General features: G+C 70.0%; 10 protein-coding genes and 1 pseudogene. 7 read left to right on the forward strand and 4 right to left on the reverse strand.

Annotated elements, in window-relative coordinates; genetic code table 11:
- Positions 1–108: 108 nt before the first annotated feature.
- From H4N64_RS38245 to H4N64_RS38260, 4 genes and pseudogenes are all read right to left on the reverse strand, one after another.
- Positions 109–1,350: an acyltransferase family protein gene (locus tag H4N64_RS38245; RefSeq protein ID WP_186287214.1), complete on the reverse strand. Its 1,242-nt coding sequence runs from the start codon at positions 1,348–1,350 to the stop codon at positions 109–111.
- Positions 1,347–3,517, reverse strand: a pseudogene (locus tag H4N64_RS38250) (polysaccharide deacetylase family protein). Before H4N64_RS38250 ends, H4N64_RS38245 begins: the two are co-directional and overlap by 4 nt.
- Entirely contained in the window at positions 3,517–4,701 is a 1,185-nt protein-coding gene (locus tag H4N64_RS38255; protein WP_222109887.1) for a hypothetical protein, read from the reverse strand. Before H4N64_RS38255 ends, H4N64_RS38250 begins: the two are co-directional and overlap by 1 nt.
- 156 nt (positions 4,702–4,857) lie before the next feature.
- A complete protein-coding gene (locus H4N64_RS38260) occupies positions 4,858–5,814 on the reverse strand; it encodes a LysR family transcriptional regulator (RefSeq protein WP_186287215.1) in 957 nt (318 codons plus the stop codon).
- 83 nt (positions 5,815–5,897) lie between these two features.
- Between H4N64_RS38260 and H4N64_RS38265 the strand changes: the two genes are divergently transcribed.
- The 7 genes from H4N64_RS38265 to H4N64_RS38295 all read left to right on the forward strand — a co-directional run.
- The gene (locus H4N64_RS38265; RefSeq protein ID WP_186287216.1) at positions 5,898–7,124 is read left to right on the forward strand and encodes an MFS transporter; all 1,227 of its coding nucleotides are present in this window, start codon (positions 5,898–5,900) and stop codon (positions 7,122–7,124) included.
- 124 nt (positions 7,125–7,248) lie between these two features.
- The gene (locus tag H4N64_RS38270; RefSeq protein WP_186287217.1) at positions 7,249–8,544 is read left to right on the forward strand and encodes an ABC transporter substrate-binding protein; all 1,296 of its coding nucleotides are present in this window, start codon (positions 7,249–7,251) and stop codon (positions 8,542–8,544) included.
- The gene (locus H4N64_RS38275) at positions 8,541–9,494 is read left to right on the forward strand and encodes a carbohydrate ABC transporter permease (RefSeq protein ID WP_186287218.1); all 954 of its coding nucleotides are present in this window, start codon (positions 8,541–8,543) and stop codon (positions 9,492–9,494) included. The genes H4N64_RS38270 and H4N64_RS38275 overlap by 4 nt, the downstream gene beginning before the upstream one ends.
- Positions 9,491–10,315 carry an ABC transporter permease subunit gene (locus H4N64_RS38280; protein WP_186287219.1) on the forward strand — a complete coding sequence of 275 codons (825 nt, stop codon included), beginning with the start codon at positions 9,491–9,493 and terminating at the stop codon, positions 10,313–10,315. The genes H4N64_RS38275 and H4N64_RS38280 overlap by 4 nt, the downstream gene beginning before the upstream one ends.
- Positions 10,316–10,326: 11 nt before the next feature.
- A complete protein-coding gene (yicI, locus tag H4N64_RS38285; RefSeq protein WP_186287220.1) occupies positions 10,327–12,582 on the forward strand; it encodes an alpha-xylosidase in 2,256 nt (751 codons plus the stop codon).
- Positions 12,576–13,586 (forward strand): LacI family DNA-binding transcriptional regulator, encoded by a 1,011-nt coding sequence (locus H4N64_RS38290; protein ID WP_186287221.1) that lies wholly within the window; start codon positions 12,576–12,578, stop codon positions 13,584–13,586. Before yicI ends, H4N64_RS38290 begins: the two co-directional genes overlap by 7 nt.
- A gap of 40 nt (positions 13,587–13,626) precedes the next feature.
- A partial coding sequence (locus H4N64_RS38295; protein ID WP_186287222.1) for a glycoside hydrolase family 3 protein occupies positions 13,627–15,243 on the forward strand: 1,617 nt, incomplete at its 3' end.

The raw sequence follows: 15,243 nt of genomic DNA on the forward strand, positions 1-15,243 counted from the left end.
GGCGTCCGGCGTACCGATGAAGCTCCGGATCGGCGGAGGGCGTGGTTACGGTAGCGGGTGGCCAGCCACCGAGGAAGCGCCCCCTTCCGAGGCCCGTTCAGGAATCCGTCACGCCCGGCGCCTTCTCCCGCCCGCACGCCCCTTGTTCGCTCCGTTCGGCCACAACCGCGGCGCCCGCTTGGCCGCGATGTCCTCGATCCATCCGACCGCGACGATCGTGAGGCCGATCAGCGGCCAGACCAGGAAGAACATCCAGATCAGGTACGTCGAGTCCAGTGCCGCCACCGCTCGCTCGCCCTGCATGAAGGGGAGTTCGTAGAGGCGGTCCAGGATCGGGACCGTGGCCATGATCAGCATGTTGTGCCAGAGGTAGATCGTGACCGCTCGGTTGTTGGAGAGGGTGACCAGTTTGTCCCACTTGGCCAGGCGGCCGGGGAGTTCCTGCCAGGACGGGGAGTAGATCAGGAGGATCACCACGAAGCCGAAGGACCACGTTGCCTGGGCCAGCGGGATGTCGTTCAGGTCCCAGCCGTCCGCGCCCAGATGGCCCGACGCCCACCACAGGCCGAAGGCCATCAGCAGCGACGACCCGGACACGGCCACATAGCGCGGGATCTTCTTCAGCAGGCCCTCGTGATGGGCGAAGCCCAGCACCCAGCAGCCGCCGTAGACCGCGAAGTCGGTGACCGCGTTGCCGGTTTCGCCGGGGATCGTGACAACTCCCGTGCCCACCACCGCCGTCAGCGCCAGCGGGGCCGACAACGTCGGCCACGGGGCACGGCGGAACGCCCACAGCAGCAGCGGCGACGCCACCACGAACCACAGGTATGCCCTCAGGTACCACAGCGGTCCCGCCGCCTGCACCGCCCATGTGTCCTCCAGCAGGCCCGACTTGGAGCCGATGTGCCAGGGGAACGGCGGAGCGCCGATCGGGATGATGTAGTTGACCAGCTCCAGCAGCGCCCAGGCCGGGCTGTCCTCCGTGTTCTTCGTCGGGTTCCAGCCGCCCGCGAACATCAGCGTCAGCGCCACCGCGCTGAACGCCCACAACGGGGGCAGCAGTCGGCGGACCCTTCCCCTGATCACACCCCACGCCGGGCGGTTCAGCGAGCGCGCCATCAGTGATCCCGCCAGCGCGAACATCACGCCCATGGAGGGGAACAGCACGGTCAGCCAGGCCCAGCCGAAGAGGTGGTACACGACCACTCGGACCAGCGCGATCGAGCGGAGCAGGTCCAGGTAGCGGTCCCTGCCCGGCTTCCTGGGAGCCGAAGCCGGTGCGGGTTCGGGAGCGGCGGGTGCCTGCGACTCCGGTATGCCGTACGGCTCGTACGACTGCTGCTGCGTCATCCCACCGGCCTCCGTTCACGTGGCACCGGACCGCCCGGTGCCTCGACCACGCCCGTGCGGCGCAGCTTCTGCCAGCGCAGGCGGCCGCCGGTGAGGGCGGTGATCCAGGACTGGAGGAGGACCACGTACATGAGCTGGCGGTAGAGGATCTGTTGCAGGGGCAGCGAGATGAGGTGGGTCATGCGTTCCCGGTCGAGACGGAAGGCGTACGCGGCACAGACGGCCTGGATGGCGAGCACGCCCAGCCAGGCGACGATCGTCTTCTGGGTCGGGCCGAAGACCAGGCCGTAGAGGAGGAAGACGTCGATCAGGGGGCCAGGAGCGGGGCCACCACCATGAACAGCGACACCAGCGGCAGGCCCACGCGGCCGAAGCGGCCCGAGGGACCGCTCTCCACCAGCGCCCTGCGGTGCTTCCAGATCGCCTGCATGGTGCCGTAGGACCAGCGGTAGCGCTGGGACCACAGTTGCTGGACCGTCTCCGGGGCCTCGGTCCAGGCGCGGGCCTTCTCGGCGTAGACGACCCGCCAGCCGTCGCGGTGCATCGCCATGGTGATGTCGGTGTCCTCGGCGAGCGTGTCGTCGCTCATGCCGCCGACGCGTTCCAGCGCCGAGCGGCGGAAGGCCCCCACCGCGCCGGGGATCGTCGGCATGCAGCGCAGCATGTCGTACATACGGCGGTCCAGGTTGAAGCCCATCACGTACTCGATGTGCTGCCAGGCGCCGATGAGCGAGTCCCGGTTGCCGACCTTGGCGTTGCCGGCGACGGCGCCGACGCGCGGGCCGCCGAAGGGCTGCACCAGTTCACGGACCGTGGCCGGTTCGAAGACGGTGTCACCGTCCATCATCACGACGATGTCGTAACGGGCGTTCGCCAGGCCCCGGTTGAGCGCGGCGGGCTTGCCCGCGTTGAGCTGGCGGATCACCCGCACGTTCGGCAGGCCCATCGCCTCCACGATCCGCGCGGTGCCGTCGGTCGAGCCGTCGTCGATGACGAGGATCTCGATGGGATGCTCGCTCGCCATCAGGGAACGGACGGTGTTCTCGATGCACTTGGCCTCGTTGTACGCGGGCACCAGCACCGACACCGGTTCGGTCACCGGCGGTCCCCAGCGGAAGCCGCGCCGGCGCACCCTGCGGGCGTGCGCGCCGGACAGGACGAGCATCAGCACGAACCGGCTGATGACCAGGAACCCGATGATCGCGAGCCCGACCACCAGCACGGCGGTGATGTTGTCCGAGGCCTGGACCAGGAAGATCCAGGCCTTGCCCTTCCACAGGTCGATGCCGGTGACCTGGCTGTGCGCGCTGGGCGCGCCGAGGGCCTCGGTGAGGTTGTCGAACTCGTAGCCCCTTTCCTGCATCTGCGGTAGGAAGCGGTCCAGCGCCTCGACGGTCTGGTGGCGGTCACCGCCGGAGTCGTGCATCAGGACGATCGCGCCCTGGTTGCCCTTGGGGGTGGCCTTGCGGATGATCTCCTCGACGCCGGGCTTGCGCCAGTCCTCGCTGTCGGTGTTGTTGACGACGGTGATGTAGCCGCGCGAGCCGATGTACTCGGTCACCGGCCAGGACTTGTTGTCCATGGCGGCGGAGAAGGAGGAGTACGGCGGCCGGAACAGCGAGGTGCGGATGCCGGCCGCGCCGGAGATCGCGAGCTGGTTCTGCGACAGCTCCCAGTCGATGCGCTTCTTCGTCTGGTAGGAGAGGTCGGGGTGGTTGAAGGTGTGCAGGCCGACCTCGTGGCCCTCTTCGACCATGCGCCGGACCAGGTCCGGGTGGCGCGAGGTCATGGTGCCGGTGACGAAGAAGACCGCGTGCGCGTCGTACTTCTTCAGTACGTCCAGGACCTTGGGCGTCCACTCGGGGTCGGGTCCGTCGTCGAAGGTGAGGACGAGCCGTCGGTCCGGCATGTCCAGGCTCTCGGTGCGGCCGCTGCGGGTGTCGATGACCGGGCCGCCCTTGAGGATCTCCTCGGGGACCTTGTCGGAGGCGGCGGCGGGGCGGACGCGGTGGTCGGCCAGGATCTCGCTGTGCACATACCCGCGCAGCATCAGCATCGCCATCAGCGCGGCGAGGACGAGCGTGGGCAACAGCAGGCGCATGGGCAGGCGGCGGCGCCGGGAGCCGTCGGGAGGTGCGGTGTCCCGGCGGCGGGTGCGGGAGGCCATCAGAGGGTGTACTCCGGGGACGGGTCGTACGGGCTTGCGGGGGCGCCCGGCTGCTCGCCGGGGCGCTCGGTGACCGGCGAAAGGGCCACCGTGTCGGTTCCGGTCCCGGCGGTGTCGCCGGGGTCCTCGGTCGGGGTCGGGTCCGGCGTGGGCTCGCCGGTGTCCGTCTCGGTGGGCTCGGGGTCGGGCGTGGTCTCCGTGACGGTGGGGTCCGGGTCGGCCGTCGGGTCGGTGCCCGGGCGCGTGGTCGGCCTGGTCGCCGTCGGCTCGGGGTCGGTGCTGGTGCCCGGCTCCTCGGCGGTGGAGGAGCCGTCCGGCGCGGTGGCACTGGCGCCCGGGGAAGGCGTCACGCCGTCGCTCACGGAGGGGGAGGCGCCGGGGGTGACTCCGTCGGTGCCGGCGGACGGCGCCGACTCGGCGGGCAGCGGCGAGGTGTCCACCTGGCCGGCCGGGGTGTCCTTCTTCGGGTCCTGGACCGGCAGCCAGGGCGCGTTGGAGTTCCCGGACAGGACGGTCGCGACGATGACGACGGCGTAGACCGCGCAGGCGATGCCGACGACTATGCCAAGCCGCCGGAAACGGCGGCTGCGGCGACCGGACTCGTCCACGAAGACCGGGCCCTCGGAGCCCTCCGAACCACCGCCGACCGGACCGCCCTTGGCCGCCCGCAGCGAACCGTCGAGCTGAAGGCCGACGCCGTCGAGCTGGATGGTGACCTCGTGCGGATCGTGGGTGTGACCGGTTTCGGCTGGTTCGCCCCAGGGGTCGCGTATGGGGGCAGAGGCAGGAACAGGGGCAGGGCTCTCGCGCGGTCCACCGACCGGCGGGAACGGGTCCCGGGCCGCGGCACCCGCGCCAGGTGTACGACCGTCCCCGCGCGGTGTGAACACATCGCCCCCGGTCTTTGGCCTACCACCACCCGTCCCCGGATGCGCCTCCGTCCGGTCGAACCGGTCGAACGCCGAGAGCAGCTCGGTCAGATCCGTGCGCCCCTCCTCGGAGGAGCCGTCCGCCTGTCCGGCCTTCGCCAGTACCGCCGTCTCGTCGGCGTCCGTCGACGCCATCGGCTGCTGAGCGGCGGTGTCCGAAAACGCCTGGGTGTCACCCTCGGCAGTCGGAGCCGCCTTGGTCCCGGATGCCGCCTCCGGCCATTCCGGTTGGGCGTCTTCCCGCCAGTTCTTCACGCGCACACATCCCCCCAGGGACAGTTCCGGGTGCGCGCACGACACTGAGCACCCGTCGATCGAAACCAGGCCCCCACCCGGTTCGAGCGCCCCCTTTATCACACCGTGCTCAGGCCAAGAATGTAGCGCACGAGCGAGTTCTGTGTTTACCACGTGTCACTTGTGGGGCTGCATCGTGACTTTGTCACTGGCCGGAATCCATCCCTCAGCGGGCGGCCGAAGCCAGCCCTCCTGTGCCGCCAGCTCGGCCGCGGCACGCCGAAGGGCGTCCAGCCCCGGATGCACCAGCCCTCTGCGCCACACCAGAGACACCGGCGACAGGGGTACCGGATCGATCAGGGGCCGCAACACCGAGGCGGGCATGGCCGGAAAGTCCACCACGGCGAGGACCGGGGTCCGCGTCTTGCTCATGATCCGCTGGAACTCCTCGTGCCCGACGGCGAGCGGCGCGGGGGCCGCGACCTCGATGCCCCGCCCCTCGAACAGTTCGTGCGCGAGGTCCGTCCATTCCGGGGTCCGGGGATTGCCGGCGCCCGCGTACACCGCCGAGCCCGCCAGCGCGCCGAGCGGCACCTCCTCCAGCTCGGCCAGCGGATGGTCCTCGGGCAGGATCACCGCCATCGGCTCGTACCGCACGGGCTGGTGTGCGAGCCCCGCCCGCAGCGCCGGGGCGAGACCGGCGAACCGCCCGAAGGAGGCGTCGAGGCGCCCGGCGAGCAGCTCGGCCGCCGCTCCGGTCAGGCCGCTCTCGTAGCGGGCCATCAGCTCATGATCGGGGGCGAGTTCGCGGGCCCGCCCGAGCACGCGCTGCCCGGTGCCGAGCCCCGGCGAGTTCACGTCGACCAGCAGGGGCCTGGCCTGTCCGAACGCGGCGAGCAGGTCGTCCTGCGCGGCCAGCGCCCGCCGTGCGTGCGGCACCAGCCGCTCCCCGTCCGCCGTCAGCGTCACCTGCCGGGTCGTCCGCACGAACAGCTCGGCTCCCAGCTCCCGCTCCAGCCGCCGTACGTCCCGGCTGAGCGCCTGCTGGGCGACGTAGAGCCGGGCCGCGGCGCGGGTGAAGTGCAGTTCCTCGGCCACGGCGAGGAAGGCGCGCAGCAAGCGGGGGTCGGGCATGACGGGAACTTACAACACAGATGCGTGAATCGGCACGGAGAAGGTGTTGGACCCCTTGATCCACTCCGGGCGACGGTTGCCCCATGCCGCCATCGACCTCCCGTTACCGCCATCTGTTCGCCATACCCGGCGCCCGCGCCTTCACCGCCGGAAACCTCATGGCCCGTCTGCCCATGGGCATGTTCAGCGTGAGCGCGGTCGTGATGATCGCCGGAACCCGGGACTCGTACGCCCTCGCAGGGGCCGTGGTCGCGACCGGGCTCGCCGCCACCGCGCTGGTCGCCCCCTGGACCGCGCGGCTGATCGACCGTTACGGTCAGGCCCGTATCGCCCTGCCCGCCACCCTCGCCGCGGTCCTCGGCGGCCTGGCGCTGGTGCTGTGCGTCCGCACCGGCGCCCCCGACTGGACCCTGTTCGCCGCGTACGCCGCCACCGCGACCACCCCCAACATCGGCGGTATGGCCCGGGCCCGCTGGGCGCATCTGCTGAAGGGCGACCCGGGGGCGCTGCACACCGCGAACTCCTTCGAGCAGGCGGCGGACGAACTGTGCTTCATGCTCGGCCCGGTCCTCGCGGCCCTCCTGTGCGGAACCCTCTTCCCGGAGGCGGGCACGCTCACGGGCATGCTGCTCCTGGTGGCGGGGATGGCGCTGTTCACCGCCCAGCGCTCCACCGAACCGCCGGTCCGGCCTCGGACGACCGCCACGCAACCCCCGTACCGCGCCCCGGGCATGCCCGCGCTGCTTGCCGTCTGCCTCGCGATGGGGGCCGTGTTCGGCGCCATGGAGGTCGTCACCATCGCCTTCGCGGACGATCGGGGGCACAGCACGGCGGCGGGAGTGGTCCTCGCGCTCCAGGCGGGCGGCTCCTGTGCGGCGGGGCTGCTGTACGGGGCCCTGACGCCGGGAGGCTCGGCCGAGCGCCGCTATCCGTGGTGCCTCGCCGCGATGGCCGTACTGCTGACGCTGCCGCTGCTCGCCGCGTCCCTCACCGGCTCGCTTCTGGTCCTGGCGGGCGCGCTGCTGGTCTCCGGGATGGCCACCGCCCCGACGATGATCACCAACATGACCCTGGTCCAGCAACGCACCCCCGAGGGCCGCCTCAACGAGGGCATGACCCTGGCGGTGACCGGTCTGCTCGGCGGTATCGCGCTCGGCAGCGCGGCCGGCGGCTGGGTCGCGGAGCACGCGTCGGCGACGGCAGGGTACGCCGTGCCGGTGACCGCCGCGGGCACAGCACTGCTGATCACCAACGCCCGCAATGTGTTCGGCCGGCCGAATCTCCACCCGAATTCCGGTCACAGCCATTGACGCGCCCAGGGCCCGCACATACCTTCCCCCGTCGAAGCGCTTCGACGTCACCCATCGAACCGATTCGATGCACAGAGTGTGACGGCCAGTACCGATACCCATCCGACTCCCCTGGAGGCACTGGATGTTGACGGCACGAAGGCGAGTGGCGGCCACCGCCGTGGTCCTCGCGGGATCACTGCTCCTGGCGGCCTGCGGGGACTCGGACGAGGGCGGGTCCGCCGACGGCAAGACCCTGCGGCTCTGGCACTACGAGGGCCCCAACAGCGCGATGGGCGTGGCCTGGGCGGAGGCCATCAAGGAGTTCGAGGCCAAACACCCGGGTGTGAAAGTGAAGTTCGAGGAGAAGGGCTTCGAACAGATCCAGAAGACCGCGTCGATGGTGCTGAACTCCGACGACGCCCCCGACCTCATGGAGTACAACAAGGGCAACGCGACCGCCGGGCAGCTCTCCAAGCAGGGCCTGCTCACCGACCTGACCGGCGAGGCCACCAAGCGCGGCTGGGACAAACAGCTCAGCGCCGGTGTGCGCACGACGAGCATGTACGACACCAACGGGGTCATGGGCTCCGGCAAGTGGTACGGCGTGCCCAACTACGCCGAGTACACGATGGTCTTCTACAACAAGGACCTGTTCGCCAAGCACAAGATCGCCGAGCCGAAGACGTTCGACGAACTCACCGCCGCCATGGACCAGTTCGTCGAAGCGGGCGTCACCCCGCTCGCCAACGCGGGCGCCGAGTACATGGCCCAGCAGTACCTCTACCAGCTCGCCCTCTCCAAGGCCGACCGCTCCTGGGTCGACTCCTACGAGCTGTACAAGGGCAGGACCGACTTCCACGACGCGGCCTGGACCTACGGCGCGACCACCTTCGCCGACTGGGTGAAGAAGGGCTACATCAGCAAGAACTCCACCAGCACCAAGGCCGAGGACGCGGGCGTCTCCTTCATCCAGGGCAAGACGCCGATCCTGTTCTCCGGCAGCTGGTGGTACGGCCGCTTCCAGGCGGAGGCGAAGTTCGACTGGGGCAGCATGCTGTGGCCCGGCTCGAACCTCACCCCCGGCTCCGGCGGAAACCTCTGGGTGGTCCCCAAGAACGCCGAGAACAAGGACCTAGCCTACGACTTCATCGACATCACCATGTCGAAGAAGATCCAGAACCTGCTCGGCAACAAGGGCGGCGTCCCGGTCGCGGCCGACGCGAGCGCCATCACCGATCCCAAGTCCAAGACGCTCATCGAGAACTTCAACACCCTCTCCGAGCGGGACGGCCTGGCCTTCTACCCCGACTGGCCGGTCACCGGCTTCTACGACGTCCTCGTCTCCGAGACCCAGAAGCTGATGACGGGCAGCGCCGAACCGGACGCCTACCTGGACGCCTTGCAGGAGGCGTACGACAAGGGCGTACCGGAGCAATGACGGCCATCGTCGAACGGGGCTCGCGGGCCGTCGGCAAGCACCAGGCCGGCAGCCCGCGCCGCCCCCGCCCGCGCGGCTCCTACGCGCTCTTCCTGCTGCCCGGCGTCCTCGCCTTCCTGGCGGTCGTCGTCGTGCCGTTCGTGATGAACACGTACGTGAGCTTCACGGACTGGCAGGGCGTGGGCAGCCCTCAGTGGTCCGGGCTCGCCAACTACCGCGAGCTGATGGACGACTCGGAGTTCTGGGAGTCCTTCCGGCACAGCCTGTTCATGGTCGTCGCCATGGCGGTCGTACCGACCGCGATCGGACTCGTCCTGGCGGCGGCCCTGTTCGACTACGTCGGCAGGCACTTCGGATCGAAGACGGTCGCCGTGCTGCGCGCCTGCTTCTACCTCCCCCAGGTGCTGCCGATCGCGGTCGCGGGCATCGTCTGGAGCTGGATCCTCGCCCCCGACAACGGCTCCCTCAACGAACTCCTCGGCGCCATCGGCCTGTCGAGCTGGCAGCAGGACTGGCTGGGCGATCCCGACCTCGCGCTCTACAGCGTCATGGGCGTGATGGTGTGGGTGCAGATCGGCTTCCCGCTGGTGGTCTTCATGGCCGGACTCCAGCGCGTGGACCCACAGTTGCACGAGGCGGCCGAGCTGGACGGCGCCGGCTGGTGGCGCCGCTTCTGGCACATCACGCTGCCGCAGATCCGTCCGGAGACGTATGTCGTGCTGACCTGGTGCTCGATCGCCGCGCTCAAGGTGTTCGGCGCGGTGTACGTGCTGACGAAGGGCGGCCCGGGCGGCGCGACGAACGTGCCCTCCTACTTCTCCTTCACCACGTTCTTCGAGAAGACGCAGGTCGGCTACGGCGCCGCGATCTCCACCGTGCTGACCGTGATCATCCTGGCGCTGTCCCTGATCGGGCTGAAGCTCCAGAGCCGTGCGGAGGAGGCCTCGTGAGCACCGCGCTACGCCGTTACCCCGTGCTGATCGCCCTGTGCGTCGCCGCCCTCTTCATGATCGTGCCGTTTCTGATCGTGGCCATGAACGCGATCAAGTCACCCACGGAGTACTCCCGGAACGGCCCGCTCAGCCTCCCCGAGGGCCTCTACCTGGACGGCCTCAAGGACTTCTGGGAGCGCGTCGACTACACGCAGAAACTCGTCAACTCCGTACTGATCAGCGGTGCGGTGGCCGGTCTCGCGGTCGTGCTGTCGGTGCTGAACGCGTACGCGATCGGCATCGGCAGGGTCAAGGGCCGCACCTGGGTGCTCGCCTTCTTCGTCCTCGCCAACATGCTGCCGCAGGAGGCGCTGGTCTACCCCGTCTACTACCTCAGCAAGGAGGTCGGCCTCTACGACACCAGACTGAGCGTGATCATCGTCTTCACGGTGATCCAGGCGGCCTTCGGCACCTATCTGCTCGCTTCCGTGCTCGGCCGGTTCCCGCGCGAGATCATCGAGGCGGCGCGGATCGACGGCGCCAACAAGTGGCAGGTGCTGTGGCGGATCGTCGTCCCGGTCAGCCGCCCCACCCTAGGTGTCCTGCTGGTCTTCTTCTTCATCTGGACCTGGAACGAGTTCCTGCTCCCCCTGGTCATGCTGATCTCCAACGACAACCAGACGGTGTCGGTGGCCCTCGGCGTCCTCCAGGGCCAGCGCCTGATGGACGCCACGATGACCAACGCGGCCGCCCTGCTCGGCGTACTCCCCGCGATCGTGTTCTTCCTCCTGTTCCAGCGGACCCTCACCCGCGGCATCGCCGTGGGTGCCGTGAAGTAAGGACCCCCCACGTGAAGTTCACCGACGGCTACTGGCTGCTGCGCGAGGGCGTCACCGCGGCCCATCCGGTCGAAGTGCTCGACGTCGCGGAGCGGGACGGCGCGCTGGAGATCCACGCGCCGACCCGGCCCATCCGTTCGCGCGGCGATCTGATGACGGGACCGGTCATGACGATCAAGGCACACAGCCCGATGCCCGATGTCATCGGGCTGACGCTCACCCACCTGACCGGCGACGAGCCCCGCGGGCCCGAGTTCGAGCTCGCCGACTCGACGGCCGCCGCGCAGATGTCGTACGACGACGAGCACGCGGTCCTGACCTCCGGGGAGCTGTCGGTGCGGCTCGCCCGGACCGGATCCTGGCATGTGGAGTTCCTGGCCGGGGGCCGCGTCCTGACCTCCAGCGGGCACAAGAGCATGGGCATCATGCGGGACGCGTCCGGCGCCCACTATCTGCGCGAACAGCTCAATCTCGGGGTGGGGACCAGCGTCTACGGCCTCGGCGAGCGGTTCGGGCCGCTGGTGCGCAACGGGCAGGTCGTCGACATCTGGCAGGCGGACGGGGGGACTTGCAGCGAGCAGGCCTACAAGAACGTCCCCTTCTGTCTGACGGACGCGGGCTACGGCGTCTTCGTCGACCATCCGGGCAAGGTCTCCTTCGAGGTCGCCTCGGAGGTCGTGTCCCGGGTGCAGTTCAGCGCGGAGACACAGGAGTTGACGTACTACGTCATTCATGGGCCGACCCCGAAGGAGATCCTGCGCAAGTACACGGCCCTCACCGGGCGCCCGGCCCTGCCGCCCGCCTGGTCGTTCGGGCTGTGGCTGTCGACGTCCTTCACGACGTCGTACGACGAGGAGACCGTCACCGCCTTCGTGGACGGCATGCGGGAGCGTGAACTGCCGCTGTCCGTCTTCCACTTCGACTGCTTCTGGATGCGCGAGTTCAACTGGTGCGACTTCCAGTGGGATCCGCGGGTGTTCCCGGACCCGGAGGGGATGCTCTCCCGGCTGAAGGCGCGCGGGCTGCGGGTGTGCGTGTGGATCAACCCGTACATCGCCCAGCGGTCGCCGCTCTTCGCGGAGGGCAAGGCGCTCGGGCATCTGCTGAAGCGGCCCGACGGCAGTGTCTGGCAGTGGGACATGTGGCAGCCGGGCATGGCGCTGGTCGACTTCACCAGCCCCGCCGCCCGCGACTGGTACGCCTCGAAGCTGGAGGCGCTGCTCGCGCAGGGCGTCGACTGCTTCAAGACCGACTTCGGCGAGCGGGTGCCGCTCGACGTGGAGTGGTCCGACGGCTCCGACCCGGAGCGGATGCACAACTACTACACCTATCTGTACAACCGCACGGTCTTCGACGTGCTGCGCAAGCACCGCGGCGAGCAGGAGGCGGTCCTCTTCGCCCGGTCGGCGACGGCGGGCAGCCAGAAGTTCCCGGTGCACTGGGGCGGCGACTGCGAGGCGACGTACGAGTCGATGGCGGAGTCGCTGAGGGGCGGGCTGTCGCTCGGGCTCTCCGGCTTCGGGTACTGGAGCCATGACATCGGCGGCTTCGAAGGCACGCCGACGCCCGCGCTGTTCAAGCGGTGGCTGGCCTTCGGGCTGCTGTCCTCGCACAGCCGCCTGCACGGCAGCTCCTCCTATCGCGTCCCCTGGCTGTTCGACGAGGAGTCCGTGGACGTCGCCCGGCACTTCACCCGGCTGAAGCTGCGGCTCATGCCCTACCTGTACGAGGTCGCGCGCACCGCCCACACCGAGGGTGTGCCGATGATGCGGGCGATGGTGCTGGAGTTCCCGGACGACCCCGGGTGCGCGCATCTGGAGCGGCAGTACATGCTCGGCCCTGATCTGCTGGTCGCGCCCGTGTTCAGCGACTCCGGCGAGGTGACGTACTACGTCCCCGCGGGCACCTGGACCCACTTCGTGACCGGGGAGACGGTGACCGGGCCGCGCTGGGTGCGCGAGAAGCACGGCTTCGCGAGCCTGCCGCTGCTGGTGCGGCCGGGCGCGGTGATCCCGGTGGGTGCGGTGGACGACCGGCCCGATTACGACCACGCCGACGGCGTCACGCTGCGGGCGTACGGCCTGAGTCGCGGCGCGCAGGTCGCGGTGCGGGTCGGGGACGTGGCCTTCACCGTCGTACGCGAAGGGGACACGCTGCGGGCCTCGTGCGCCGACCCGTCCGCCTCGTGGGGGCTGGCGGCCGGTGAGCGTGCGGTGCGGGCGCCGGCCGGGACCGGGTTCCTGACCGTGGAGCTGGGCTCATGGTGAAGATCACTGATGTGGCGCGGCACGCCGGGGTCTCCCCCAGCACCGTGTCGTACGCGCTCAGCGGCAAGCGCCCCATCTCGGAGGAGACCCGGCGGCGTGTCGAGGCGGCCATCCGCGAGCTCGGCTACCGGCCGCACGCCGGTGCCCGCGCCCTGGCCAGCAGCCGCTCCAACGTGCTCGCCCTGGTCGTGCCGCTGCGCACCGGCATCCACGTCCCCGTGGTCATGCAGTTCGCGGTGTCCGTGGTGACGACGGCCCGGCGCCACGACCATGACGTGCTGCTGCTCACCCAGGAGGAGGGCGAGGAGGGGCTGCGCCGGGTCGCGGACACGGCGCTGGTGGACGCCCTGATCGTGATGGACGTCCAATTGCACGACCCCCGGCTGCCGCTGCTGCGGGCCCTGGACCGGCCGTCCGTGATGATCGGGTTCCCGGCCGCCCATGAGGGGCTGACCTGCATCGACCTGGACTTCAAGGCGGCCGGTGAGGCGTGCGTGGAGCATCTGGCGCGGCTCGGGCACCGGGTGGTGGCGCTGGTCGGGTCGCCGCCGGAGGTGTATGTGCGGCAGACCGCGTTCGCGCAGCGTGTGGTCGAGGGCTTCACGGCCGCCGCCGACCGGGGCGGACTCGCCTCCTCCGTCCACCCGTGCGAGGCCACGCCCGGCACCGCCCGCGCGGTCGCCGAACGACTGCTGCGCGAACAGCCCGCGCTGACCGGCGTGGTCGTCCACAACGAGCCGCTCCTGGAACCCCTCGTCGACGCCTTCGAACAGCTCGGGCTGCGCGTCCCCGGTGATCTGTCGGTGACCGCGATCTGCCCCGACGAGACCGCCGCCGCCGTCCGTGTCCCCATCACCTCCGTCGCCCTGCCGACCGCCGAGGTGGGCGAGCGTGCGGTGGAGCTGCTGATGCGGAAGCTGGACGGCAAGTCGGCCCCCGAGGCCACGCTGCTGCCGCCCCGGATCACGGAACGCGCGAGCACCGCACCGCGCCACGCGCCCTGAACACCCGTATGCAAGGCCCTACTCGAAGGAGCCGTGACACATGAAGGGCACCAGACACAGATCCGCACTCGTAGTCGCCCTGGCCCTGCTCGCCGGTACGGTCGCCGCCGTACCCACGACGGCCGCCGAGGAACCGGCCTTCCGCGACCCGTCCCTGCCCGTCTCCGAGCGCGTCGAGGACCTCCTCGGCCGGCTCACCCTCGACGAGAAGGTCTCCCTCCTCCACCAGTACCAGCCGGCCATCCCCCGCCTGGGCATCCAGTCCTTCCGCACCGGCACCGAGGCCCTGCACGGCGTCGCCTGGCTCGGCGAGGCCACCGTGTTCCCGCAGGCGATCGGTCTTGCCTCGACCTGGGACGCGGAGCTGATGGAGCGGGTCGGCTCGGCCGTCGGCGACGAGGCGCGTGGCTTCCAGCAGGAACGCCCGGCCGGCTGGAGCCTCAACCTGTGGGCGCCCGTGGTCAACCTGCTGCGCGACCCGCGCTGGGGCCGCAACGAGGAGGGCTACAGCGAGGACCCGGAGCTGACCGGCGCGCTGTCCACGGCCTACGGCGAGGGCCTGACGGGCGGCGACCCGGACCATCTGAAGACGGCCCCGACGCTCAAGCACTACCTGGCCAACAACAACGAGTGGCACCGCACCACCACCTCCTCCGACCTGCGCCCGCGCGTCGCGAAGGAGTACGACGAGGCGGCCTTCAGACCGGCGATCGAGGCGGACGCGGCGACGGGCGTGATGTCCTCGTACAACCTGGTCAACGGCCGCCCCGCGACGGTCAATCCGGATCTGGACGATGTCGTGCGGAAGTGGAGCTCCTACGACCTGCTGAACGTCACCGACGCCTTCGCCCCGGGCAACATCCCCGGCGACCAGAAGTACTACCCGACCCTCGCCGAAGGCGACGCGGCCGCGCTGAAGGCGGGCATCGACAGCTTCACGGACAACAACGCGGACTCCTCGGTGACGACAGGGGCCGTCAAATCCGCCTTGGAACAGGGTCTGTTGGAGGAGTCGGACATCGAGGAGGCCGCGGGTCACATCCTCTCCGTGCGCGTCCGGCTCGGCGAGTTCGACCCGGGCGGCGGCAAGTACGGCTCGATCGACAAGTCGGTGATCAACAGTCCGGCGCACCGGAAGCTGGCGCGCGAGGCGGCGGCCGAGGGCGCGGTGCTGCTCAAGAACGACAGCGCGCTGCCCCTGAAGAAGTCCGAGAATGACGTCGCCGTCGTCGGCCCGCTGGCCGACACCCTCTACACGGACTGGTACTCGGGCACCCTGCCGTACGCGGTCACCCCGGCCGAGGGCATCGCGGCGAAGCTCGGCACATCCGTGAGCAGCAGCGAGGGCGTCGACCGCATCGCGCTGCGCAACACCGAGACCGGCAAGTACGTGACCGCGGGCACGGACGCGGACGGCGAGCCGCTGAAGGAGACCACGGCCTCGGGCGCGGCCACGCAGTTCGACGTCTTCGACTGGGGCGCGGGCATCGTGACGCTCCGCTCCGCCGCCAACGGCAAGTACGTCGGCTACAACTGGTCGTCCTTCGTCAACGACCAGACCCAGCCGAACGGCTGGTTCGTCCAGCAGCAGTTCGTCCCGGAACTCCAGGACGACGGCACGTACCTGCTGCGCTACGCCGGTTACGAGACACGTGAG

Source organism: Streptomyces cupreus, assembly GCF_014257025.1.
Classification (GTDB): domain Bacteria; phylum Actinomycetota; class Actinomycetes; order Streptomycetales; family Streptomycetaceae; genus Streptomyces; species Streptomyces cupreus.